This is a genomic window from Pseudomonas fluorescens (assembly GCF_041354075.1).
Taxonomy (GTDB): Bacteria; Pseudomonadota; Gammaproteobacteria; order Pseudomonadales; family Pseudomonadaceae; genus Aquipseudomonas; species Aquipseudomonas fluorescens_CE.
This window is the reverse complement of sequence record NZ_JARZGC010000011.1, coordinates 14648-36557: the sequence shown is the minus strand read 5'-3', so window position 1 is coordinate 36557 and position 21910 is coordinate 14648. Positions and strand designations below refer to the sequence as shown.

Genomic DNA, 21910 nt, shown 5'->3' with positions numbered 1-21910 from the left:
CGCGGGCGCCGTTCGAGCGGTGTTACTTCTTGAAGCGCTCGGTCAGGGCATCTGCCACGGCAGGGTGGACGAACTTGGTGATATCGCCGCCCAGGGCTGCGATTTCACGGACCAGGGTCGAGGAAATGAACGAATAACGTTCCGACGGGGTGAGAAACAGGCTCTCCACATCCGGCGCCAACTGACGGTTCATGTTGGCCAGCTGGAATTCGTATTCGAAGTCCGATACCGCACGCAAGCCACGCAGGAACACATTGGCGTTCTTCTCTTTGGCGAAATGCGCGAGCAGCGTCGAAAAGCCGACGACTTCCACGTTAGGCAGATGTTTAGTGACCTCGCGGGCCAGCTCAACACGTTGTTCCAGGGGAAACAACGGGTTCTTCTTCGGGCTGGCGGCAACGGCGATGATCACATGATCGAACAGGCGCGAGGCACGCTCGACCAGATCGCCATGGCCCTTGGTAATAGGGTCGAAGGTACCTGGGTACAACACTCGGTTCATCGCGTCGTCCTGGCGGGAGTCCGTTGGGGAGTCGGATGGTATCGCAGCCGTCCCGGTCGGCCAAGTCGCCTGATCGGTAAGAAAGCACTATAGACCATGGGAATATTCGCTCTTTTCAGGCTGTTTTCAAACGTTCGGCGAGTGCCGTCGCCAGTTGCGCCGTCAGTCCATAGACCGATAACTGCGGGTTTGCGCCAATGCTGGTAGGGAACAGCGAGCCATCGTGAACGGACAGGTTACGCAGTTGATGATGCCGGCCAAGGCTGTCAGTGACCGCCATTTTCGGGTCTTCGCCCATGGCGCAACCGCCCATCACATGAGCGCTGCCCAGGCGTGTGCGGTACAACTCGAGGCTCAAGCCGTCGATCAGCGTGCGGGCTTCGGCCAGGGTTTTCACATAGCGGGCGTCGGCGTGCATGGGCATCACGGCCCTGGCGCCACCGGCGAACTGAATCTCGGCCATGCTGTGAAAGGCCCGGCGCACGCCGTCCCAGGCGTAGGGCGACACCTGATAATCGAGCACGGGCGTGTTGTCGCCGCGCAGCTCGACGCTGCCGCCGGGGCTGTCCGGGTGAAAACCGTCGCGCAACAACGCCAGCATGGCGTGGGTGTGGGGCAACTGTGCCATGCGTTGCGCATTGTCCTGGCCGAAGCCGCCGAGCAGGGTGGCGGCCAGCGCCGGATGCAGGGGCGGCACCTCGAGTTTGTAGGCCATCGGGCCGGTGGTGCCGTCCCGCCATTGGAAATGGTCGGAGTAGATCGACTGTGGCGCGCCGTAGAACGGGTTGATCACCTCATCGAAAAGCCCGGCGGACATGTTCACCAGGTGCAGGAACGTGCGTTTGCCCAGGCGCTGGTGCGGATCGGGTGCGTCGGACCGTAACAGCAGCGCAGGGCTGTTGATCCCGCCTCCGGCCAGCACGTAATGCCTGGCCTTGACCGTGATGGTCGTGCCGGTGGGCGCCACGCTGCGCTCGTCCATTGCCACGCATTGCAGGCCGGTGACCTGATCGCCCTTGATCAGCAGTTTTTCCGCGCGGGCCAGGTAGAGCAGTTCGCCACCCTTGTCCAGGGTCGCCGGAATTGTCGTCACCAGCATCGACTGCTTGGCATTGACCGCGCAGCCCATGCCGCAATAACCGAGGTTCCAGCAGCCGCGCACATTGCGCGGGATGACGTGCCAGGCGTAGCCGAGCTTTTCGCAGCCCTTGCGGATCACGTCGTTGTTGGCGTTGGGCGGAACCATCCAGGGCGCGACGCCGAGGCGTTGCTCCATGGCCTCGAACCACGGCGCCATCTCCGCCGGACTGTGGCCTTTGACGTCGTGCTCGCGCGCCCAGTGTTCGAGTGTCGGGTCGGGGGTGCGGAAACTCGAGGTCCAGTTGATCAGGGTCGAGCCCCCGACCGCACGGCCTTGCAGGATGGTGATCGCGCCATCCTTGCTCATGCGGCCGATGCCTTCCTGATAGAGGCTGGTGTAGGCCTGGTCTTCGATCAGCTTGAAGTCGCCGCTGGTCTTGAGTGGGCCTTCTTCGATCAGCAACACCCTGTAGCCGGCGGCACTGAGGATTTCGGCGGTGGTGCCGCCGCCCGCGCCGCTGCCGATGATGGCCACGTCGGCTTCCAGGTGCAGGTCTTCGCTCAGTTGCGCGCCGCTGCGGGTTTTCCAGCCTCGGGCCATGCCTTCGCGGAACGGGTCGGGTACGGGCATCTTGGGTTCTCTTGTTTTTATGGTTGGGAGCTGTGTCGCCCCTGAGATCGCTATCGCGAGCAGGCTCGCTCCCACAGGGGGCCACGTGAACAATGTGGGAGCGAGCCTGCTCGCGATGGGATCGACTCGGTCTATCAGACCACCGGCGGCCCCGGATACCCGCAATGCGCCCACGATTCCCGACGGCTGTACCACGCCATCAGCACCATCTGCTGCAATGAGCTGTGCCCCATGCGGAGCAAGCTCAGCGAGCTGTTTTCCCAGCGCCGGAGAAAGTGCCGCATCTGCTCGGGGCTGGCGTTTTCCCAACTGCCCCAGATGCCGGTCAATGGCCCGCGGGTGACGGCCATGGCCAGCACGTCGAACAATTGACGGGTCAGCTTGAGCATTTCCGGCGACAGGTGAGCCAGGCCGTTATCCAGGGTTTTCAGCGTGCCTTCGCGCGCTTGCGGCATCTGCTCGACAGCGACGCCACCTTCAAGCATCACCGGGATCAGCGCCCGCAGAAACAGCAGGTCGGCGCTGCGCAACATCGCAAAACCGTTGGCCGGGACGTCCGACGAACAGCCGCTCAGGCTCGCGCCCAACCCGGCCGTGGCCAGGAAAGCCGTGGCGCCGACACTCAATTGCAGCAGGCCGCGCCTTGATAGCGCGGGTGTATCGGACAGGGCTGGGTTCATTGTTGTTATTACCCGAGCAGAGCAGCGTTAGCGGATGAACAGCTTCTGGATCAGTTTCTGGATGGAGGTGCCATAAGGCGGGTAAACCAGTTTTGCGGCGTTGAAGCGCTGTTTGGTCAGCACGCCCTTGGCCTTGCTGAACGTCAGGAAACCCTCGTGGCCGTGGTAATGGCCCATGCCCGAGGCGCCGATCCCGCCGAAGGGCATGTCGTCCTGGGCGACGTGCAGCAAGGTGTCGTTCAGGCACACGCCACCGGAGTGGGTCTCATGCAGCACGCGGTTTTGCTCGCGCTTGTCGTAGCCGAAGTAGTACAGCGCCAGCGGGCGCGGTCGCTGATTGATGTAGGCAAATGCCTGATCAAGGTCGCGGTACGGCACGATGGGCAGCAGCGGCCCGAAGATCTCGTCCTGCATCACCAGCATCTCGTCGCTGACGTTGAGCAGCAGGCTGTGATTCATGCGGCGCTGCTGGCCCTGATCGAACAGCGGAATGAGCAATGCGCCTTTGCTGGTGGCGTCGCTGATGTAGCCATTGAGTCGAGCGAGCTGTCGTTCGTTGATGATCGCGGTGTAGTCCGGGTTATCCGCAAGAGTCGGATAAAATCCGCGAACCGCCTGGCGATAGGCTTCGACGAACGCGCCTACGCGGTCCTCCGGCACCAGCACATAGTCCGGGGCCACGCAGGTTTGTCCGGCGTTGAGGGTCTTGCCGAAGGCGATGCGTTCGGCGGCGTCCTTGAGGGGCACGTCACGGGAGACGATGGCCGGGGACTTGCCGCCCAATTCCAGTGTGACCGGTGTCAGGTTCTCGGCGGCGGCGCGCATCACGTGCTTGCCGATGCTGGTGGCCCCGGTGAACAGCAGGTGATCGAAGCGCAGGCGGGAGAACGCCACGCCGATGTCGGCTTCACCCAGCACCACGCCTACCAGGTCCTCGGGGAAAATTCGCCCCAGCAGTTCCTTGAGCAGCAGGCCGGTGGCGGGGGTCGACTCGCTGAGTTTGAGCATCACCCGGTTGCCCGCCGCCAGTGCGCCGACCAAGGGGCCGATGGCCAGGTACAGCGGGTAATTCCACGGCACGATCACCCCGACCACGCCCAGCGGTTGATAAACCACTTTGGCCGAGGCTGGCTGGAAGGCCAGTCCGACCTTGCGCCGGGACGATTTCATCCAGCCGTTGAGGTGCCGACTGGCGTAGTGAATGCCGTGCAGGCTGGGCATCAATTCGGCGAGCAGGGTTTCATCGGCGCTGCGGTGGCTGAAGTCCTGGCTGATCGCATCGATCAGCGCCTGGCGTTCGGCGCTCAACAATTCACGCAAGGCCTTGAGCCATTGCTGGCGCTGCGCGGCGGGCGGCATCGGGTTGGCGGCGTAGGCGGCACGCTGGGCGTCGAACAGGCTTTGGAGCGCTTCCAGAGGCTGGTGCAGGGTCTGCAGGTAGGCAATGTCAGCCGTCATGGTCATCTCCCCGGTTTTATTGTGATGAAGAGCTTTTTAGAGTCTATACTCTATAAAGTCAAATGACATCACGGCACGGCTTTCTTTTATCCCCTGGCGGATAGGTCGTAAGATGCCCGTCAACGCACTCTGGATTAAAGCTCAAGTCATGGCCCCTCGAATAAAAACCAGCGAGCGCATCGTGCAGAACAGTCTGGAGCTGTTCAACCAGCAGGGTGAGCGCAGCATCAGCACCAATCACATTGCTGCCCATATGGAAATTTCCCCGGGCAATCTCTACTACCACTTCCCCAACAAGCAGGCGATCATCGCCGTGCTGTTCAGCGAGTACGAAAGCCTGGTGGACAGCTTTCTGCGCCCGCCCCAGGGGCGGGCCGCCACGGTGGAGGACAAGCGTTACTACCTCAAGGAACTGCTGGCGGCGATGTGGCGCTACCGCTTTTTGCACCGCGACCTCGAACACTTGCTCGACAGCGATCCGGAACTGGCGTCGCGCTACCGACGCTTTTCCCAGCGCTGCGTGATCCAGGGCACGGCGATCTACAAAGGCTTTGTCGAGGCGGGCATCCTGAAAATGGACCGTGTGCAGATCGAGTCCCTGACGATCAATGCCTGGATCATCCTGACGTCCTGGGTCCGCTTCCTGTGCACCACCCGGGATAACTCCAACCACCTGAGCGAACAGGCGATCAAGCGCGGGGTTTACCAGGTGCTGGTGCTGGAGGCCGGTTTTGTCACGGACCAGGCCCGCGATGAGGTCAACGCGCTGTTCGAAGAGTTTTATGTACCGCTCGCCCAGGCGCTGGAGGAAGTGGGGTAGTTAACTGGGGTAGGATTCGGTAACGCCTACCACAGGAGCCTGTTATGCCCATTGCGCAATTGATCAGCCCGCAAGCGTTGGACCTGAAGAAGGAACAGCCGGGGAGGGTGATCCTTGATTGTCGTTTCGCCCTCGAAGACCCGGACTATGGTCAGCGCAGCTATGCCGAAGGGCACATCGCCGGGTCGAGCTTTGCCGACCTCGAACGTGACTTGAGCGGGCCGGTGAGCAAAGGCGTGACCGGCCGGCATCCGTTGCCGGATCCTGGCGCGTTGACCGAGCGTCTCCAGGCCTGGGGCATCAATGCCGACAGCGAAGTGATTCTGTATGACGACGGCCCCGGTGCCTTTGCGGCGCGAGCCTGGTGGCTACTGGCCTGGCTGGGCAAGCGTGAGGGTGTGTTCATTCTCGATGGCGGGCTCAAGGCCTGGCATGCGGCGGGCCTGCCCCTGAGCCTGGATGCGCCGCAGATTCAGCGTGGCACCTTCAGCGGGACGCCGGACAAGACGCTGCTGCTCAGCGCCGAGCAGCTTGAGCAGCACCTCGGTCAACCGGCCCTGACCTTGCTCGATGCCCGGGCCCTGCCGCGCTTCAAGGGTGAAGTCGAGCCCATCGATCCGATTGCCGGGCACATCCCCGGCGCGCAATGCGCAGCCTTCACTGACAACCTGGGCAGCGACGGGCGTTTCCTGCCGGCCGATCAGCTCAAGCAGCGGTTTGCGGCCAAACTGGGCAGCCGCTCACCGGCCGATCTGGTGGCGTATTGCGGCTCCGGCGTGACGGCCTGCCATAACCTGTTCGCCCTGTGCCTGGCCGGTTATCCGTTGGGTGCATTGTATGCCGGGTCCTGGAGCGAGTGGATCAACGATCCGGCGCGGGGTGTGGCGACGGGTGAGTAAAAAACTGTGGGAGCGGGTTTGCTCGCGAAGCGGTGTGACACCGGACACAACGGTCGACTGACACACCGCTTTCGCGAGCAAGCCCGCTCCCACAGGAGGGATCCTGCGATTTCAGAAACCCGGCAACTGCCGCGCCTTGCGATACGCTCCCGGCCCGACCCCGTAAACCTGCTTGAACTGCCGACTCAAATGGCTCTGGTCAGCGAAACCCAACTGCGTGGCCACTTCCAGCGGCAGGCATCCTCCCTGCAATAACGTCCGCGCCCGGGCGATGCGCTGCTGCATCAGCCAGGTGTGCGGCGGTATGCCGGTGGCGTGGCGGAATACTCGGGCGAAGTGAAACGGTGACAGGTTCACCGCTGCCGCGAGCTCTTCGAGCGATGGCGGCGCTGCCAGTTGTGCCTGCAGCAAGTCCTTGGCCCGGGTCACGGCCCGGTGTTCCTTGCCGGGTTTTCCAGGGTCGGCAACCGCCGCGTGGCGTTGCAGCAACGCGAGCATCAGTTCCCGCCAGGCCGTCTGTTGTTGCAGGGCGCTCGACGGACTTTCGAGCAGACGATGCAACTGGCAGAACCCCTTGACCAGGTCCGGATCGCGATAGAGCGTGGCGCCAAACGCCGGCAGGCTGTGGCTGGGCAGTTCCAGTTCGCTCAACAGCGCGAGGATCTGTTCGCTGTCGGGATAGAACGCCCGGTACAACCAACCGTCTTCCGTACCCTTGTGCCCGGTGTGCAATTCATCGGGGTTGATCAGCACCAGTGTGCCGCTGCCCGCCAGGTGCTCGGCGCCGCGATAGCGATAACGCTGGGCGCCGGCCATGATCATGCCGATCACGAAGCCCTCGTGCACGTGAGGGGCAAAGCGGTGCTCGATGTAGCGCGCGGACAACAGTTCGACCCCCGCCAGCGGCGCGGTTTGCCAGAAACGGATCGATTCACCCCCGGTGTTCATGTCAGCCACGCCCCTGTGCGGCCAGCCACTGCGGGATGCGCCGTTCCAGGTAGTAACCCGGATGACGAAAGGAGCCTTCGACGAAGCCCACATGCCCGCCCTTGGCCTGCAACTCGAATTGGGTGCTGGCGGACAGTTCCTCAGCCAGCGGCAGGCTGTGGGGGGAAACGAACGGGTCGTCGGCGGCCTGGATGATCAGCGTCGGGGTGCGGATCTCGCCGAGGAAATAGCGGCTCGATGCGCGGCGGTAATAATCCTGCGCATCGAGATAGCCGTGCAGGGGCGCGGTGATCCGGCCATCGAAATCCCAGAAAGTGCGCATGTTTTCCAGCGAGCCCAGCGCGGCCAGTTTCGCCAGGCCATCCTCGCGCCCGTCATGCTGGAACTGGCGTTGCTTGTTGCGGATGTAGGCGACCATCTCGCGCATGAAATGCGCCTGGTAGACCCTGGAAAAACCCTGGCCGATACGGTCTGCGCATTGATCGAGGCGAAACGGCACCGAAACCGCCACGGCGCCGAGCACGCCACTGTCGCTGCCGGCCTCGCCCAGGTGCTTGAGCAGGACATTGCCGCCCAACGAATAGCCGACCGCGTAGAGCGGCGCCAACGGACGTCTGGCTCGCAGGTGCTGGATGGCTTCGGCCAGGTCTTCGCTGGCGCCGGAATGATAGCTGCGCGGCAACAGATTCGGCTCGCCCGAACAGCCGCGCCAGTTCAGCGCAACGCTGGCCCAGCCCTGGGCGCCCAGCGCCTGTTGCAGGCCGGCGACGTAGGGCGAATTCGACGAACCGGTCAGACCGTGCAGCACCAGCACCAAGGGTGTTTGGGCGTCATGCGGGCCGTGCCAGTCCAGGTCGAGAAAGTCGCCGTCCTCGAGCCACAGGCGTTCGCGCTCACGTTCGATGTGCGTGGTTTTGCGCCAGAGCGGCCCCCACAAGGTCTGCACGTGCGGGTTGCCAAGGCCGAAGGCGGGGCTGAAGCGTTCTGACAAAAGGGACACGATGGCTCTCGATGCAGCGGTGCGCAACCTGTGCGCACCTTTCAGGCCGGTCGGTTAACCGGCGATCTCTGCCATACGTTGCCACAACGAGTAGTACACGCGCCCGGATTTCTGCTCGCGGTGCAGGCGCCAGTTGCCCGGCAAGCCAAGCGTCGAGGGGGCACTTTCACTTTCGGTGTAGACCCAGGCGTCGGCCGCCAGCCATTGACGTTCCTCGAGCAGGGCGCAGACGGCCGGCAACAGGTTCTGGTTGAACGGCGGGTCAAGGAACACCAGGTCGTACGCGCTGGCAGGCTGGGTTTCCAGATAACGCAGGGCGTCGGCGGTCTGCACCTGACCGTTGGTGCAGCGCAGGGTGCCCAGGTGTTCCTTCAGGCTGGACACCGCCACATGGCTGGCATCCAGCGCCTGACCCGAGGCCGCGCCACGGGACAGGGCTTCGAGGAACAGCGCGCCGCTGCCGGCGAACGGATCGAGCACCTTGGCGCCCGGCACGTAGGGCGCGAGCCAGTTGAACAGGGTCTCACGTACTCGATCCGGGGTCGGGCGCAACCCCGGTGCATCGGGAAAGCTCAACTTGCGACTGCGCCATTCGCCGCCGATGATGCGCAACTGGTTCACGCCGTTGTGCACGTTTTGCGCAGGTTTTTTAGGACGGGTAGCCATTAATGCTCCGGAACCCCGAGCGGTTGCTCGGCAGGTTTGTCAGTGGGGGCCGGCAACGGCTTTTGCGGCACGGACGGGCCAGCGGTGACGATGACCATCTTGTCCGTGCTCAGGTGTTTGTTCAGTGCGGTTTTCACTTGCTCGACCGTCAGGCTCTGGGACTGCTGCATGAAGTCTTCCAGGTAGCTCAGCGGCAGATTATAGAAGCCCATGGCGCCGAGCTGGCCGACGATGTCCGCGTTGCTGGCGGTGGACAGCGGAAAGCTGCCGGCCAGTTCACGCTTGGCGTCTTCGAGTTCCTTCTCGGTCGGGCCGGTCCTGAGGTAGTCGGCCAGCACGTCCTGCACCAGCTTGAGCGTGCCTTCGCTCATTTCGGCGCGGGTCTGCAGGTTGATCATGAACGGGCCGCGCGCCTGCATCGGAGTGAAACCCGAGTACACGCCATAGGTCAGGCCGCGTTTTTCGCGCACTTCGCTCATCAGGCGGGTGCCGAAGCCACCGCCGCCGAGGATCTGGTTGCCCATGGACAGGGCGGCGTAATCCGGATCGTCACGGTCTATGCCCAGTTGCGCGAGCATCAGGTTGGTCTGCTTGGACGGGAACTCGATGTGGCCGATGCTGGCCTTGGGGTCAACCGGTTGCGCCAGTTTCGCCAGCGCCGGGCCCTTTGGCAGGGCGCTGGACACCTGGGCGGCAATGGCCTCGGCCTCGGCGCGCGACAGGTCGCCCACCAGCGCGATCACCACATTGCCCGCCGCATAGGCTTTCTGATGGAAGGCCTTGAGCTGCGCCAGGGTAATCGCCGGGATGGTTTTCGCCGTGCCGTCGCTGGCATGGGCATAAGGGTGATCACCGTACAGGCGATTCATCAGCTCGATACTGGCCAGCTTGCCGGGGTTCTGTTTCTGGTACTCGAAACCGGCGAGCATCTGGTTCTTGATGCGGGCGAACGAATCGGCGGGGAAGGTCGGTTGGCCGACCACCTCGGCAAACAGCTTCAGTGCGGGCTCGCGTTTGTCCGGTGCGCTGAGGCTGCGCAGGGAGGCCAGCGCCATGTCCTTGAACGCGCCGTTGCCGAAGTCGGCACCCAGGCCTTCGAAGCCTTCGGCGATGGCGCTGACGTCCTTGCCGGCGACGCCTTCGTTGAGCATCGCATTGGTCAGCGTCGCCAGGCCCGGCGCATCGCCGTCCTGGCTGCTGCCGGCGGCGAAGATCAAGCGCATGTCGAACATGGGCAGCTCGCGAGCCTCGACGAACAGTACCTTGGCGCCTTCGGCGGTATTCCAGTGCTGAACGTTCAGGGTGCGGCGACCGGGCGCCTTGCCGTTGAGCTCGGCCAGCGATTGCAGCTTCTGGCTGGACCTGGCCTTGTCCAGCGCTTCGCTGGCGACGGACTCGTCGGTCTTGGAAAAGTAGAAGACGGCCGAGCCGATCAGGGCGACGGCAATCAGGCCGAGCAGGGCCAGACGGGGTTTTTTACGCTCACTCATGAGTCGTCTCCAGTGGCAGGACGTGGGCGACGCTCAGACGTTCGCGGGTGAAGTACAGCTTGGCGGCGCTCTGGATGTCTTGCGGCGTGACCGCTTCCAGTTCGGCCAGTTCGGTGTCCATCAGTTTCCAGGACAGGCCGACGGTTTCCAGTTGGCCGATGGCGGTGGCCTGGCTGGTGATCGAGTCACGCTCGTAGACCAGGCCGGCAATGACCTGGGCGCGCACCCGCTCCAGCTCTTCGGCGGATGGCGCGGTGGTCTTCAACTGCTCGAGCAGTTTCCACAGGCCGGCCTCGGCTTGAGCGATGGTCTTGTTTTTCTGCGTGTTGGGCGTTGCCGACAGGGTGAACAGGCTGTCGCCCCGAGTGTAGGCGTCGTAACTCGACGAGCCGCCCGACACCAGTTCTTCGCCGCGCTCCAGTTGGGTCGGGATGCGTGCGCTGTAGCCGCCGTCGAGCAGGGCCGAGATCAGCCGCAGGGCGTTGACCGAGCGCTTGTCTTCGGCCGTGGCGATGCTCGGCACGTTGAAGCCCAGCATCAGGCTCGGCAATTGGGTCTGCACGTGCAGGGTGATCTGCCGCTCGCCGGGTTCGGCCAGTTCCAGCGGGATCTTCGCCGGTGGCACATCGCGTTTGGCAATCGGGCCGAAGTAGCGCTGGGCCAGGGTTTTCACTTCGTCCGGAGTGACGTCGCCGACCACCACCAGCGTGGCGTTGTTCGGCACGTACCAGGACTGGTACCAGTGGCGCAGTTCCTCGACTTTCATGCGGTCCAGGTCGGCCATCCAGCCAATGGTCGGCGTGTGATAGCCGCTGGCCGGGTAGGCCATGGCCTTGAAGCGTTCATAGGCCTTGGACATCGGCTTGTCGTCGGTGCGCAGGCGACGTTCTTCCTTGATGACTTCGATTTCACGGGCGAACTCGTCGGCCGGCAGGCGCAGGCTGGCCATACGGTCGGCTTCCAGCTCGAAGGCGACACCCAGGCGGTCACGGGCCAGCACCTGGTAATACGCGGTGAAGTCATCGCTGGTGAAGGCGTTCTCCTCGGCACCGAGGTCGCGCAGGATCAGCGACGCCTCGCCTGGGCCGACTTTTTCGCTGCCCTTGAACATCATGTGCTCCAGGGCGTGGGACAAACCGGTCTGGCCCGGCGTCTCGTAGCTGGAGCCGACCTTGTACCAGACCTGGGAAACCACCACCGGCGCGCGATGGTCTTCGCGCACGACCACCTTCAAGCCGTTGTCGAGGGTGAATTCATGGGTGGGTTGCGGATCGGCGGCGAAGGCTGAAAATGGCAGGCAAACTGTGCTGAAAAGCAGGCCTGCAGCGCGGCGGGCAAGAGCATTCATTCGTTTTTTAACCTTTGGGGCTGCCCGCTAGGTCTTAGCGTCGGCGGGCGAGAGGGTGCTAGGATACTGATCCGTTTTAGTGGCGGCCACGCCTATCAGGCCATTACGTTTGATCAGGTTGAAAGGGTTTGCGGCATTCGGCGCTGGTTTGTCGACTAAACTCTGCGTTTTCGCCGATTTTGCTGCGTCAGTCCTTCGTAAAGTCGTTTTTGTAAGGCGCTGTTTGCGCCTGTGCAAAGGTTGCGCGTGAACAAGCTGGGTCAATCGCAGTCTGTTCTGCATCGAATATTTATTTACCGGGGCGCCCTGTGGCGCGTCGCTACCGTGAGATAGCCGTCCTCCATGTTTGGTTCCAACGACGACAAGAAAGCCCCAGCTTCGGCTGGTGAGAAGAAAAGCCTGTTCGGATGGCTGCGCAAAAAGCCGCAGGAAACCGTCGTCGAACAGCCCCAGCCACTCCCTGAGCCTGCACCTGCGCCCGTCGCTGAAGAGCCGGCGCCGATCGTCCTGGAGACGGCCGAACCGGTGCTGCAGCCGGTCGTCGAGACCGAGGCGGTCGTTGAACAACCCCTGACCCCGGCCGCCGAGCCGTGGCTGCAATTGCCGGTGTCCGAAGAGCCGGTCGCGCTGGTCGAGGACGATCTGGCCCCGCACGTCGTGCCGCCGATCCCGGCACCCGGCGAGTTTTCTCCCGAGCCTGTCGAAGTGCCGTCGCTGGCGGTGGCCGAGCCGACTCCGGTGGTTGAGCACGCGGTGGTTGCAGCACCGGTCGTTGCTGAGCCTCTGCCCATTCCGGCGCCTGTCGCTGCCGCGCCTGCGCCCGTCGAAGCGCCCGTCGAGCCGGCACCCACGGCGGAAACCAAGGCCGGTTTCTTCGCCCGCCTCAAGCAGGGCCTGTCCAAGACCAGCGCCAGTATCGGCGAAGGCATGGCCAGCCTGTTCCTCGGCAGGAAGACCATCGATGACGAGCTGCTCGACGACATCGAAACCCGCCTGCTGACCGCCGATGTCGGGGTCGAGGCCACTTCGGTGATCATTCAGCGTCTGACGCAAAAGGTCGCGCGCAAGGAGCTGGCGGATGCCGATGCGCTCTACAAATCCTTGCAGGCCGAGCTGGCTGCCATGCTCAAGCCGGTCGAGCAGCCACTGAAAATTGCTTCGCAGAACAAGCCGTTCGTCATCCTGGTGGTCGGCGTCAACGGCGCCGGCAAAACCACCACCATCGGCAAGCTGGCGAAGAAGCTGCAGCTGGAAGGCAAAAAAGTCATGCTCGCCGCTGGCGACACCTTCCGCGCCGCCGCCGTCGAGCAGTTGCAGGTCTGGGGAGAGCGCAACAAGATTCCGGTGATCGCCCAGCACACGGGCGCCGACTCGGCCTCGGTGATTTTCGACGCCGTGCAGGCCGCCAAGGCCCGTGGTATCGACGTGCTGATCGCCGATACCGCCGGGCGCCTGCACACCAAAGACAACCTGATGGAAGAGTTGAAGAAGGTGCGCCGGGTCATCGGGAAGCTCGACGCCGACGCGCCGCATGAAGTGTTGCTGGTGCTCGACGCCGGCACCGGTCAGAACGCCATCAACCAGGCCAAGCAATTCAACCAGACCGTCGAACTGACCGGCCTGGCGCTGACCAAGCTCGACGGTACCGCCAAGGGCGGGGTGATTTTCGCCCTGGCCAAGCAGTTTGGCCTGCCGATTCGCTACATCGGCGTCGGTGAAGGCATCGACGATTTGCGTACCTTTGAAGCCGAACCCTTTGTCCAGGCATTGTTTGCCGAGCGGGAGCGTTCATGATTCGTTTCGAACAGGTCGGTAAACGTTACCCGAACGGTCACGTCGGCTTGCATGAGCTGAGCTTTCGAGTTCGTCGCGGCGAGTTCCTGTTTGTGACCGGCCACTCCGGCGCCGGCAAAAGCACCCTGTTGCGCCTGCTGCTGGCGATGGAGCGCCCGACCACCGGCAAATTGCTGCTGGCCGGCCAGGACCTCGGCACCATCAGCAACGCTCAGATCCCGTTCCTGCGTCGCCAGATCGGCGTGGTGTTCCAGAATCACCAGTTGCTGTTCGATCGCACGGTGTTCAACAACGTCGCGCTGCCGCTGCAGATTCTCGGCCTGTCCAAGGTCGAGATCGCCAAGCGCGTGGATTCGGCCCTGGAGCGCGTGGCACTGTCGGACAAGTCCGATCTGTACCCCGGCGACCTGTCCACCGGCCAGCAACAGCGGGTCGGCATTGCCCGGGCCATCGTCCATCGTCCGGCCTTGCTGCTGGCGGACGAGCCGACCGGTAACCTCGACCCGCGTCTGGCGGCCGAAATCATGGGTGTGTTCGAAGACATCAACCGTCTGGGCACCAGCGTGCTGATCGCCAGTCACGACCTGGCCCTGATCGCCCGCATGCGCCATCGCATGCTGACCCTGCAACGCGGCCGATTGATCGGCGACGGGGAGGCCGGCGTATGAGTGCGACACGTAGCCCCAAGGTTTCCGAGCGCGTGGCGCCCAAGGCCGCCGATCCGCAGCCGCAGAAGAAAAAGCGCGACGACGATGACGGCCCGGATTTCGCCACCTTGTTCCACGCCTGGATCGAAAGCCACCGCGCCAGCCTGCTGGACAGCCTGCGGCGCCTGGGCAAGCAACCCATCGGCAGTTTCTTCACCTGCATGGTGATGGCGGTGGCCCTGAGCTTGCCCATGGGTCTGTCACTTTTGCTGAGTAACGTCGAACGCCTGGGTGGTTCCTGGCAGCGGGCGGCGCAGATTTCCCTGTACCTGCAACTCGAGGCCAGCCCGGCCGAAGGCGAATCGCTGCGTGACCAGATCAAGCGCATCCCGGGCGTCGCCGATGCCGAGTACGTGGGGCGCGACCAGGCGCTGGAGGAATTCCAGCAGCAGTCGGGGCTGGGCGATGCCTTGAAGGAACTGCCGGAAAACCCGCTGCCGGGCGTGGTGCTGGTGACCCCGAACGAGGTCGACAAGCCCGCGCTTGAAGCATTACGACAACAACTTTCCGAATTGCCCAAGGTACAACAGGCGCAACTTGATCTAGTCTGGGTCGAGCGTCTGGCAGCCATCCTCAAGCTGGGTGACCGTTTTGTCTTCGGTCTGACCGTCCTTCTGGTTTCTGCATTACTTTTGGTGATAGGCAATACCATTCGTCTTCATATTGAAAACCGCCGCACAGAGATAGAAGTGATTAAACTCGTCGGCGGCACTGACAGTTATGTGCGCAGGCCCTTCCTTTATATGGGTGCGTTGTATGGCTTCGGTGCGGGGATACTGTCCTGGGGTGTATTGGCGTTTGGCCTGGACTGGCTGAACGATGCGGTGGTCGGCCTGGCCGGTTTGTACGGCAGCGATTTTGCGCTGGCCGGTGTGCCGGTAGCCGACGGTCTGTCGCTCTTGCTTGGCGCGGTGCTGTTGGGGTATATCGGTGCATGGATTGCAGTCGCACGCCACCTGAGGGAGCTTGCGCCTAAGTAGTATCATTTTGCTCGTATTGACCTTTCAGCGTTTATGGGAACTTGTCTTTCGGTTTCCGGTCAATTTTCGCAGTGCTGAACTGCACGAGTTTGTAAGTGGGAGGTTTTGTCGTATGACCAATTCTTTGCAACCTGCGTATGCGCTGGTCCCGGGTGCGAACCTGGAAGCCTATGTGCACACCGTCAACAGCATTCCTTTGCTGACGCCGGAGCAGGAGCGTGAACTGGCCGAGAGTCTCTACTATGAGCAGGATCTGGGGGCGGCTCGGCAGATGGTGCTCGCCCACCTGCGTTTTGTCGTACATATCGCCCGTAGCTACTCCGGCTACGGTCTGGCTCAGGCTGACCTGATCCAGGAAGGCAACGTCGGCCTGATGAAGGCCGTGAAACGCTTCAACCCGGAAATGGGTGTGCGCCTGGTGTCGTTCGCCGTGCACTGGATCAAGGCGGAAATCCACGAGTTCATCCTGCGCAACTGGCGCATCGTGAAAGTCGCGACCACCAAGGCCCAGCGCAAGCTGTTCTTCAACCTGCGCAGCCAGAAGAAACGCCTGGCGTGGCTGAACAACGAGGAAGTCCACCGCGTGGCGGAAAGCCTCGGCGTGGAGCCGCGGGAAGTGCGCGAGATGGAAAGTCGCCTGACCGGCCAGGACATGGCCTTCGACCCGGCCGCCGAAGCGGACGACGACAGTGCTTTCCAATCGCCGGCCAACTACCTGGAAGACCACCGGTATGACCCGGCGCGTCAACTGGAAGACGCCGACTGGAGCGACAACTCCAATCACAACCTGCACGAAGCGCTGGAAGTGCTGGACGACCGCAGCCGTGACATCCTCTACCAGCGCTGGCTGGCAGAAGACAAAGCCACGCTGCACGACCTGGCGCAGAAGTACAACGTGTCGGCCGAGCGTATTCGTCAGCTCGAGAAGAGCGCGATGAACAAGCTCAAGTTGTCGATTGCGGCCTGAGCTGCGCACCGGCAATAAAAAACGCCCCGATCATTGATCGGGGCGTTTTTGTTTGGGCTCGATTGTTGGAACGACTAGTACCCTGTGGGAGCGGGCTTGCCCGCGATGGCGGAGGGTCAGAAAACCACCCGTTGGCTGACACACCGCTTTCGCGGGCAAGCCCGCTCCCACAGGGTTTTGCGGAGTGTGATGGAACTCGCTCGCTTATTTCGTCCAAGGCGCCCGGCGCGAGTCATTGAGCCCGACCAGATAGCTGTCGCCCCCGAGCTGGCTCATCTGCTGGCGAATCCAGCCTGCGCGGCGCGCGACGTAGTTGGTCGGATGGCTGGCGCTCCACACGCGCGGGTTGGGCAACACCGCCGCCAGCAGGCTCGACTGCTGGCGGCTGAGGTTCCTGGCACTCACGCCAAAGTGGTGCCTAGCCGCGGCTTCCGCGCCAAACACCCCATCATCCCACTCGACGCTGTTGAGGTAGACCTCAAGAATTCGCTGCTTGGGCCAGAACACTTCGATCAGCCCGGTAAACCAGGCTTCCAGGCCCTTGCGCAACCAGCTGCGGCCGGACCACAGAAACAGGTTCTTCGAGACCTGCTGGCTGAGTGTGCTGGCGCCGCGAACCGAGCCGCCCAGTTCGTTGTGGGCCAGGGCGGCGCGGATTGCGCCGATGTCGAACCCCCAGTGCTCCGGGAATTTCTGATCTTCGCCGGCGATCACCGCGACTTTCAGGTCGTCGGAGATTTCATCCCAGGGTTTCCAGGTGCGTTGCAGGTCAATCGGCTCACCGTCGAACCAGGATTCGATCTTGCGTTCGACCATGAGCGCCGTGCCCGGTGGCGGCACCACACGAAAAATCAGGACCAGCACGACGCTGCCCCCGGCGAACCAGAGCAGGGCCTTCGTGAATCGTTGCAAAATTGAACGCAGCATAGAGATGGCTTGGCCGAACCCGTCGAGCGGGCCATTATACAGACCCTGTTGATCGAGTCTGACTGGAGTTCTTCATGCTGCGTGGCTTTCTGATGCTGGCCGCTTTCTTCGGTTTCACCGGCGTTGCACTGGGTGCGTTTGCCGCCCATGGCTTGAAAAGTCGCCTGACCCCCGAGTACCTGGCGATCTTCCATACGGGCGTGACCTATCAGATGGTGCATGCCCTGGCGCTGTTCGGGGTGGCCTTGCTGGCCGCGTACATCCCGGGCCGGCTGGTCACCTGGGCCGGTATCTCGTTCACGATCGGCATCCTGCTGTTTTCCGGCAGCCTGTACCTGCTGACGACGGTGGGCATCGGCAAGCTCGGCATCATCACGCCCTTCGGCGGCCTGGCCTTCCTGATCGGCTGGCTGTGCCTGGGGCTGGCCGCCTGGCGACTGCAGGCGACCGCTTGACGCTTGTTACTGACCTTTAGGTCATGATCGGGCTAGAATGCCACCCCCTAAAAATGATGGCGGCATTTGGCATGCGCATTCAGTTGAACGGCGAATCCCTTGAACTGCCCGACGGTGAAACCGTTGCGGCCCTGCTGACCCGTCTGGAGTTGACCGGACGTCGCGTGGCGGTCGAGCTCAATCTGGATATCGTCCCGCGCAGCCAGCATGCAGACACCACGCTCAACGACGGCGACAGCGTCGAAGTGGTGCACGCCATCGGCGGCGGCTAGCCGCCCGGCCCCGTACGGCCACAGCATCATTGTGCAAGAACCTCACCCCAACAGAGGATTTCCCATGAGCATCGTTCGCACCGACAAGCCCTTCGTCCTGGCCGGTCGTACTTTCCAGTCGCGTTTGCTGGTCGGTACCGGCAAGTACCGTGACATGGAAGAAACCCGCCTGGCCATCGAGGCCTCGGGTGCCGAAATCGTCACCTTTGCCGTACGCCGGACCAACCTGGGTCAGAACCCGGGCGAACCGAACCTGCTCGACGTCCTGTCGCCGGAGCGCTACACCTTCCTGCCGAACACGGCCGGCTGCTTTGACGCCACCGAGGCCGTGCGCACCTGTCGTCTGGCCCGTGAACTGCTCGGTGGCCATAACCTGGTGAAGCTGGAAGTGCTGGCGGACCAGAAAACCCTGTTCCCCAATGTGATCGAAACCCTCAAGGCCGCCGAAGTGCTGGTCAAGGAAGGTTTCGACGTGATGGTCTACACCAGCGATGACCCGATCATCGCACGCCAACTGGCGGAAATCGGCTGCATCGCGGTGATGCCGCTGGCCGGCCTGATCGGCACGGGCCTGGGGATCTGCAACCCGTACAACCTGCAGATCATCCTCGAAGAGGCGAAGATTCCGGTGCTGGTGGATGCCGGTGTCGGCACCGCGTCCGATGCCACCATCGCCATGGAACTGGGTTGTGAAGGGGTGCTGATGAACTCGGCCATCGCCCATGCCCAGCAACCGGTCATGATGGCTGAAGCCATGAAACACGCCATCGTCGCCGGCCGCCTGGCGTACCTCGCCGGCCGCATGCCGAAGAAACTTTACGCCAGCGCCTCTTCGCCGCTGGATGGTCTGATCAAGTAAGAGCCATTGATGACTGAATCAAACGACACGCCTATCCAGACGGAAGAAGGCGACGAGCGCCAGCACCGCCGCATCAAGAGTTTCGTGATGCGCGCCGGGCGCATGACCGAAGGCCAGCAACGCGGCCTTGAGCAGGGTGCGCCGCTGTTCGTGCTGCCGCTGGCGGACGCGCCGGTGGACTACGACCAGGTGTTTGGCCGTTCGGCCCCTCGCTCGCTGGAAATCGGTTTCGGCATGGGCCATTCGCTGCTGGAAATGGCGGCAGCGGCGCCTGAACAGGATTTCATCGGCGTGGAAGTGCACCGTCCGGGTGTGGGCGCGCTGCTCAATGGCGTGCTGACCCAGGGCCTGACCAACCTGCGGGTCTACGATTGCGATGCCATCGAAGTGCTCAACCGCTGCGTGGCCGACAACAGCCTCGATCGCCTGATGCTGTTTTTCCCGGACCCGTGGCACAAGAGCCGCCACCACAAGCGTCGCATCGTCCAGGCCTCGTTTGCCGAGCTGGTGCGCAGCAAGTTGAAGGTCGGCGGGGTGCTGCACATGGCTACCGACTGGGAGCCTTATGCCGAGTACATGCTGGAAGTGATGAACGTCGCGCCGGGTTACCGCAACCTGGCCGAAGACGGCAAGTGCGTCCCGCGCCCGGCCGAGCGCCCGATCACCAAGTTCGAACGCCGTGGCGAACGTCTTGGGCATGGGGTGTGGGATTTGAAGTTCGAAAAACTGTCCTGACCGCTGTAAACCTGTAGGAGCCAGCTTGCTGGCGATGGTCTGTCAGTCAACATCGCTGTGTTTGACACACCATCGCCAGCAAGCTGGCTCCTATAGGTTTTTTTGTGGCCGGAAGTTAGCGGCGGTCTGCAACCACCCCAATCAACACCAGCACCACCAGCAACACCGGCGCCAGGCTGTAGTTGTTGAACTGGCTCAGGCCACGAATGACCCAGGGGGTCGCGTAGATCAGCGCAGCGCCGCTGCCGATCATGCACAGCAGGGCCATCAATGGCACGCGCAAGGCGCCGGCGATGCTGCCCAGGCGTTGTTCGACCCAACCTTTGAAATCCGCACCGAACAACACCAGCAGGCAACCCACCAGTGCCAGGGCGATTTCCGAGAGGTTGCTGCGGCTCCAGCGAGACACGGTGGCGAGCAGGTCGAGTACCAGATCCATTCGTTTTCCCTTAAGTTTGAAATCAGCTCAGAAATTTTTGCAGCAAGTCGTTGAGAAACAGCTGTCCGCGTTCCGTGGCCGCCAAGCGTGACGGTTCGACCCGCAACAGACCACTTTGTTCGGCGTCGCGGCGGCCTTCGGCGAGGCTGTCCAGCGACAGTCCGGTGCGCTGCGGGTACAGCTGCGAGTCGACACCCTCGGTCAGGCGCAGGGCGTTCATCAGGAACTCGAACGGCATTTCATCATTGGTCAGCGACTTCTCGCCAGCCTTGAAGCTTTTCGAAGGATTCAGGTAATCCTTGGGCAGGCGTGTCTTCCAGGTGCGCACGATGCGCCCGTCCGGGTGGCTGAGCTTGCCATGGGCGCCGGCGCCAATGCCGATGAAATCGCCAAAGCTCCAGTAGTTGAGGTTGTGCCGCGCCGCCCGCCCGGGTTGCGCGTAGGCCGAGACCTCGTATTGCGCGTAGCCATGCTCGGCCAGCAGTGCCTGCCCGGCTTCCTGGATGTCCCACAACGTATCGTCTTCCGGCAGCGTCGGCGGCTGGTTCCAGAACACCGTGTTCGGCTCCAGGGTCAGCTGATACCAGGACAGGTGGGTCGGCTTCAGGGCGATGGCGGTGCGCAGGTCGGCCAGGGCGTCGTCCAGGGACTGGTCGGGCAGGCCGTGCATCAGGTCCAGGTTGAAGTTGTCGAACCCGGCCTGGCGCGCCATGCCGGCGGCGCGCACGGCTTCATCGCCATTGTGGATGCGCCCCAGGGCCTTGAGTTTTTCCTGCTGGAAGCTCTGGATGCCGATCGACAGGCGATTGATTCCCAGCTTGCGATACGCCACGAACTTGTCCTGCTCGAACGTACCAGGGTTGGCTTCCAGGGTGATTTCGATGTCGGCGGCAAACGGGATGCGTGCCTCGACGCCCTGAAGCAGCCGACCCAGCGCCTGGGCGCTGAACAGGCTGGGCGTGCCCCCACCGAAGAAAATCGAGCTGATTTCACGACCGTAGACCGCGTGCAGGTCCTGGTCGAGATCGGCCAGCAACGCGTCCACGTATTCCTCTTCCGGCAGCACCGGGCTGGCGGTGTGGGAGTTGAAGTCGCAATAAGGGCATTTGCGCACGCACCACGGGATGTGGATGTACAGCGCCAGGGGCGGCAGCACCGGCAGGGCCGACCGGGGCGATGCGGCGTCGCCGCCATGGATCAGCGACGACGCGGAGGGGGCAGGGGTCATTTCAAGCCCAGACGCTGGCGCAGCAGATCCATTGCACGGGCGCGGTGACTGATCTGGTTCTTGTCGCCGGGCGTGAGCTCGGCGCTGGAGCAGTCGCGCTCGGGCACCCAGAACAGCGGGTCGTAGCCAAAACCATGTTCGCCGCTGGCCTGGGTCAGGATGCGGCCGTGCCACAGTCCTTCGCAGAGAATTGGCAGGGGATCATCGGCATGGCGCACCAGGGCCAGCACGCAGACGAACTGTGCGCCGCGCTCGGCCTCAGGCACGTCCTTCATTGCCTCCAGCAGCTTGGCGTTGTTCGCCGCATCGCCCTTGCCATCGGCGTAGCGGGCCGAGTAGATCCCCGGCGCCCCGCCGAGGAAATCCACCGCCAGCCCCGAGTCGTCGGCCAGTGCCGGCAAACCGGAAATGCGCGCGGCGTTGCGGGCCTTGAGGATGGCGTTCTCGACAAACGACAGGCCGGTCTCTTCAGGCTCGACGCTGCTGAATTCGCCGATCGAGCGCAGTTGCACCGACTGGCCGAGCATGGCCTGGAGTTCCTTGAGTTTGCCGGCGTTGTGGCTGGCCAGTACGAGTTGCGTGAAGTTGATCATTCGCCTGGGAAGAGCTCTTGGTTGAAATTGATGGTGTTGATCTTGTCGCCGGTCTGCACCTTGATTTCGAAGGTGCGGGTTTCCTGCTGCGGTACCGGATACTGGGCGATGTAGTAGATCGCGCCCTGTTCCGTCACCTGCTTGAAGTTCAGCGTCACACTCTGGCTCGTCAGGTCCTTGATCGTGCCACTGACCTGGGCCATTTGCGGCTTGCCGTCCTTGAGCACCGAAATATTGATCACGCCCTGGTTCTTGCTGCGGATGAGTTCCGCGGCCTTGGCGACTTCCGGCGTCAGGTATGTCGAATTGAAGGTGTTGTAGTGCACCGTGGTGTCGCCGAATTTCTCCTGGCGATCACTTTTGATGGCGTCCGCCGCCATGGCTGTGACGCTCAGGCAGGCAGTGAGAAAAAACAGCGCTAGACGACCCATG

General features: G+C 62.9%; 24 protein-coding genes. 10 read left to right on the top strand and 14 right to left on the bottom strand.

The window, feature by feature from the left end:
- Positions 1-22: 22 nt before the first annotated feature.
- The 4 genes from coaD to QIW53_RS16095 all read right to left on the bottom strand — a co-directional run bounded on the left by coaD (position 23) and on the right by QIW53_RS16095 (position 4351).
- The gene (gene coaD / locus QIW53_RS16110) at positions 23-502 is read right to left on the bottom strand and encodes a pantetheine-phosphate adenylyltransferase (RefSeq protein ID WP_045059801.1); all 480 of its coding nucleotides are present in this window, start codon (positions 500-502) and stop codon (positions 23-25) included.
- 115 nt (positions 503-617) lie between these two features.
- Positions 618-2213 (bottom strand): GMC family oxidoreductase, encoded by a 1596-nt coding sequence (locus QIW53_RS16105; RefSeq protein ID WP_371050580.1) that lies wholly within the window; start codon positions 2211-2213, stop codon positions 618-620.
- 134 nt (positions 2214-2347) lie between these two features.
- Positions 2348-2893 carry a twin-arginine translocation pathway signal protein gene (locus QIW53_RS16100; RefSeq protein ID WP_371050579.1) on the bottom strand — a complete coding sequence of 182 codons (546 nt, stop codon included), beginning with the start codon at positions 2891-2893 and terminating at the stop codon, positions 2348-2350.
- Positions 2894-2920: 27 nt separating this feature from the next.
- Entirely contained in the window at positions 2921-4351 is a 1431-nt protein-coding gene (locus QIW53_RS16095; protein ID WP_371050578.1) for a coniferyl aldehyde dehydrogenase, read from the bottom strand.
- A gap of 148 nt (positions 4352-4499) precedes the next feature.
- On the opposite strand from QIW53_RS16095, the gene QIW53_RS16090 reads away from it, so the two are divergent.
- A complete protein-coding gene (locus QIW53_RS16090) occupies positions 4500-5171 on the top strand; it encodes a TetR/AcrR family transcriptional regulator (RefSeq protein ID WP_371050577.1) in 672 nt (223 codons plus the stop codon).
- Between the two features lie 44 nt (positions 5172-5215).
- Positions 5216-6070, top strand: a complete 855-nt coding sequence (locus QIW53_RS16085) for a sulfurtransferase (protein ID WP_371050576.1) — start codon at positions 5216-5218, stop codon at positions 6068-6070.
- Between the two features lie 111 nt (positions 6071-6181).
- Here QIW53_RS16085 and QIW53_RS16080 read toward each other — a convergent pair whose 3' ends face one another.
- The 5 genes from QIW53_RS16080 to QIW53_RS16060 are packed head-to-tail and all read right to left on the bottom strand — an operon-like array spanning position 6182 to position 11522.
- Positions 6182-7018, bottom strand: a complete 837-nt coding sequence (locus QIW53_RS16080; protein ID WP_371050575.1) for an AraC family transcriptional regulator — start codon at positions 7016-7018, stop codon at positions 6182-6184.
- Between the two features lies 1 nt (position 7019).
- Positions 7020-8018 (bottom strand): hydrolase, encoded by a 999-nt coding sequence (locus QIW53_RS16075; RefSeq protein WP_371050573.1) that lies wholly within the window; start codon positions 8016-8018, stop codon positions 7020-7022.
- A 54-nt stretch (positions 8019-8072) separates the two neighbouring features.
- Positions 8073-8684, bottom strand: a complete 612-nt coding sequence (gene rsmD, locus QIW53_RS16070) for a 16S rRNA (guanine(966)-N(2))-methyltransferase RsmD (protein WP_371050572.1) — start codon at positions 8682-8684, stop codon at positions 8073-8075.
- Positions 8684-10174 carry a M16 family metallopeptidase gene (locus tag QIW53_RS16065; protein ID WP_371050571.1) on the bottom strand — a complete coding sequence of 497 codons (1491 nt, stop codon included), beginning with the start codon at positions 10172-10174 and terminating at the stop codon, positions 8684-8686. Before QIW53_RS16065 ends, rsmD begins: the two co-directional genes overlap by 1 nt.
- Complete coding sequence (locus QIW53_RS16060) at positions 10167-11522, bottom strand: M16 family metallopeptidase (RefSeq protein ID WP_371050570.1); 1356 nt, start codon at positions 11520-11522, stop codon at positions 10167-10169. Before QIW53_RS16060 ends, QIW53_RS16065 begins: the two co-directional genes overlap by 8 nt.
- A 342-nt stretch (positions 11523-11864) precedes the next feature.
- Between QIW53_RS16060 and ftsY the strand changes: the two genes are divergently transcribed.
- The 4 genes from ftsY to rpoH all read left to right on the top strand — a co-directional run bounded on the left by ftsY (position 11865) and on the right by rpoH (position 15970).
- Positions 11865-13316, top strand: a complete 1452-nt coding sequence (ftsY, locus tag QIW53_RS16055; RefSeq protein ID WP_371050568.1) for a signal recognition particle-docking protein FtsY — start codon at positions 11865-11867, stop codon at positions 13314-13316.
- Positions 13313-13984 (top strand): cell division ATP-binding protein FtsE, encoded by a 672-nt coding sequence (ftsE, locus tag QIW53_RS16050; RefSeq protein WP_192306851.1) that lies wholly within the window; start codon positions 13313-13315, stop codon positions 13982-13984. The genes ftsY and ftsE overlap by 4 nt, the downstream gene beginning before the upstream one ends.
- Positions 13981-15003 carry a permease-like cell division protein FtsX gene (gene ftsX, locus QIW53_RS16045; RefSeq protein WP_192306849.1) on the top strand — a complete coding sequence of 341 codons (1023 nt, stop codon included), beginning with the start codon at positions 13981-13983 and terminating at the stop codon, positions 15001-15003. The genes ftsE and ftsX overlap by 4 nt, the downstream gene beginning before the upstream one ends.
- 112 nt (positions 15004-15115) lie before the next feature.
- Positions 15116-15970 (top strand): RNA polymerase sigma factor RpoH, encoded by an 855-nt coding sequence (rpoH, locus tag QIW53_RS16040; protein WP_192306847.1) that lies wholly within the window; start codon positions 15116-15118, stop codon positions 15968-15970.
- A gap of 204 nt (positions 15971-16174) precedes the next feature.
- Here the strand turns inward: rpoH and mtgA are convergent, their stop codons facing one another.
- Positions 16175-16897, bottom strand: coding sequence for a monofunctional biosynthetic peptidoglycan transglycosylase (gene mtgA, locus QIW53_RS16035; RefSeq protein WP_371050567.1), 723 nt, complete (start codon positions 16895-16897; stop codon positions 16175-16177).
- Between the two features lie 74 nt (positions 16898-16971).
- On the opposite strand from mtgA, the gene QIW53_RS16030 reads away from it, so the two are divergent.
- The 4 genes from QIW53_RS16030 to trmB all read left to right on the top strand — a co-directional run bounded on the left by QIW53_RS16030 (position 16972) and on the right by trmB (position 19218).
- Complete coding sequence (locus QIW53_RS16030; protein ID WP_371050566.1) at positions 16972-17352, top strand: DUF423 domain-containing protein; 381 nt, start codon at positions 16972-16974, stop codon at positions 17350-17352.
- A gap of 71 nt (positions 17353-17423) precedes the next feature.
- The gene (gene thiS, locus QIW53_RS16025) at positions 17424-17624 is read left to right on the top strand and encodes a sulfur carrier protein ThiS (RefSeq protein WP_008026157.1); all 201 of its coding nucleotides are present in this window, start codon (positions 17424-17426) and stop codon (positions 17622-17624) included.
- 64 nt (positions 17625-17688) lie between these two features.
- On the top strand, positions 17689-18483 hold the full coding sequence (locus QIW53_RS16020; protein ID WP_371050565.1) for a thiazole synthase: 795 nt from the start codon (positions 17689-17691) through the stop codon (positions 18481-18483).
- A gap of 9 nt (positions 18484-18492) precedes the next feature.
- Positions 18493-19218: a tRNA (guanosine(46)-N7)-methyltransferase TrmB gene (gene trmB, locus QIW53_RS16015; RefSeq protein ID WP_371050564.1), complete on the top strand. Its 726-nt coding sequence runs from the start codon at positions 18493-18495 to the stop codon at positions 19216-19218.
- Positions 19219-19333: 115 nt separating this feature from the next.
- Here the strand turns inward: trmB and QIW53_RS16010 are convergent, their stop codons facing one another.
- The 4 genes from QIW53_RS16010 to QIW53_RS15995 are packed head-to-tail and all read right to left on the bottom strand — an operon-like array spanning position 19334 to position 21909.
- Positions 19334-19657 carry a DUF3392 domain-containing protein gene (locus QIW53_RS16010; RefSeq protein ID WP_192306837.1) on the bottom strand — a complete coding sequence of 108 codons (324 nt, stop codon included), beginning with the start codon at positions 19655-19657 and terminating at the stop codon, positions 19334-19336.
- Positions 19658-19679: 22 nt separating this feature from the next.
- Positions 19680-20885, bottom strand: a complete 1206-nt coding sequence (gene hemW / locus QIW53_RS16005; RefSeq protein WP_371050563.1) for a radical SAM family heme chaperone HemW — start codon at positions 20883-20885, stop codon at positions 19680-19682.
- Complete coding sequence (rdgB, locus tag QIW53_RS16000) at positions 20882-21478, bottom strand: RdgB/HAM1 family non-canonical purine NTP pyrophosphatase (RefSeq protein WP_371050562.1); 597 nt, start codon at positions 21476-21478, stop codon at positions 20882-20884. The genes hemW and rdgB overlap by 4 nt, the downstream gene beginning before the upstream one ends.
- Positions 21475-21909 (bottom strand): DUF4426 domain-containing protein, encoded by a 435-nt coding sequence (locus QIW53_RS15995; protein ID WP_371050561.1) that lies wholly within the window; start codon positions 21907-21909, stop codon positions 21475-21477. The genes rdgB and QIW53_RS15995 overlap by 4 nt, the downstream gene beginning before the upstream one ends.
- Between the last annotated feature and the right edge of the window lies 1 nt (position 21910).

Bases quoted from the DNA above. Each gene is read 5' to 3' on its own strand.
- QIW53_RS16085 (WP_371050576.1), top strand. From the start codon at position 5,216: ATGCCCATTGCGCAATTGATCAGCCCGCAAGCGTTGGACCTGAAGAAG.
- QIW53_RS16100 (WP_371050579.1), bottom strand. From the start codon at position 2,893: ATGAACCCAGCCCTGTCCGATACACCCGCGCTATCAAGGCGCGGCCTG.
- ftsX (WP_192306849.1), top strand. From the start codon at position 13,981: ATGAGTGCGACACGTAGCCCCAAGGTTTCCGAGCGCGTGGCGCCCAAG.
- QIW53_RS16030 (WP_371050566.1), top strand. From the start codon at position 16,972: ATGCTGCGTGGCTTTCTGATGCTGGCCGCTTTCTTCGGTTTCACCGGC.
- hemW (WP_371050563.1), bottom strand. From the start codon at position 20,885: ATGACCCCTGCCCCCTCCGCGTCGTCGCTGATCCATGGCGGCGACGCC.
- ftsE (WP_192306851.1), top strand. From the start codon at position 13,313: ATGATTCGTTTCGAACAGGTCGGTAAACGTTACCCGAACGGTCACGTC.
- thiS (WP_008026157.1), top strand. From the start codon at position 17,424: ATGCGCATTCAGTTGAACGGCGAATCCCTTGAACTGCCCGACGGTGAA.
- coaD (WP_045059801.1), bottom strand. From the start codon at position 502: ATGAACCGAGTGTTGTACCCAGGTACCTTCGACCCTATTACCAAGGGC.
- QIW53_RS16010 (WP_192306837.1), bottom strand. From the start codon at position 19,657: ATGGATCTGGTACTCGACCTGCTCGCCACCGTGTCTCGCTGGAGCCGC.
- QIW53_RS15995 (WP_371050561.1), bottom strand. From the start codon at position 21,909: ATGGGTCGTCTAGCGCTGTTTTTTCTCACTGCCTGCCTGAGCGTCACA.
- QIW53_RS16090 (WP_371050577.1), top strand. From the start codon at position 4,500: ATGGCCCCTCGAATAAAAACCAGCGAGCGCATCGTGCAGAACAGTCTG.
- QIW53_RS16080 (WP_371050575.1), bottom strand. From the start codon at position 7,018: ATGAACACCGGGGGTGAATCGATCCGTTTCTGGCAAACCGCGCCGCTG.
- ftsY (WP_371050568.1), top strand. From the start codon at position 11,865: ATGTTTGGTTCCAACGACGACAAGAAAGCCCCAGCTTCGGCTGGTGAG.
- QIW53_RS16095 (WP_371050578.1), bottom strand. From the start codon at position 4,351: ATGACGGCTGACATTGCCTACCTGCAGACCCTGCACCAGCCTCTGGAA.
- mtgA (WP_371050567.1), bottom strand. From the start codon at position 16,897: ATGCTGCGTTCAATTTTGCAACGATTCACGAAGGCCCTGCTCTGGTTC.
- QIW53_RS16065 (WP_371050571.1), bottom strand. From the start codon at position 10,174: ATGAGTGAGCGTAAAAAACCCCGTCTGGCCCTGCTCGGCCTGATTGCC.
- rdgB (WP_371050562.1), bottom strand. From the start codon at position 21,478: ATGATCAACTTCACGCAACTCGTACTGGCCAGCCACAACGCCGGCAAA.
- trmB (WP_371050564.1), top strand. From the start codon at position 18,493: ATGACTGAATCAAACGACACGCCTATCCAGACGGAAGAAGGCGACGAG.
- QIW53_RS16020 (WP_371050565.1), top strand. From the start codon at position 17,689: ATGAGCATCGTTCGCACCGACAAGCCCTTCGTCCTGGCCGGTCGTACT.
- QIW53_RS16060 (WP_371050570.1), bottom strand. From the start codon at position 11,522: ATGAATGCTCTTGCCCGCCGCGCTGCAGGCCTGCTTTTCAGCACAGTT.
- rpoH (WP_192306847.1), top strand. From the start codon at position 15,116: ATGACCAATTCTTTGCAACCTGCGTATGCGCTGGTCCCGGGTGCGAAC.
- rsmD (WP_371050572.1), bottom strand. From the start codon at position 8,684: ATGGCTACCCGTCCTAAAAAACCTGCGCAAAACGTGCACAACGGCGTG.
- QIW53_RS16105 (WP_371050580.1), bottom strand. From the start codon at position 2,213: ATGCCCGTACCCGACCCGTTCCGCGAAGGCATGGCCCGAGGCTGGAAA.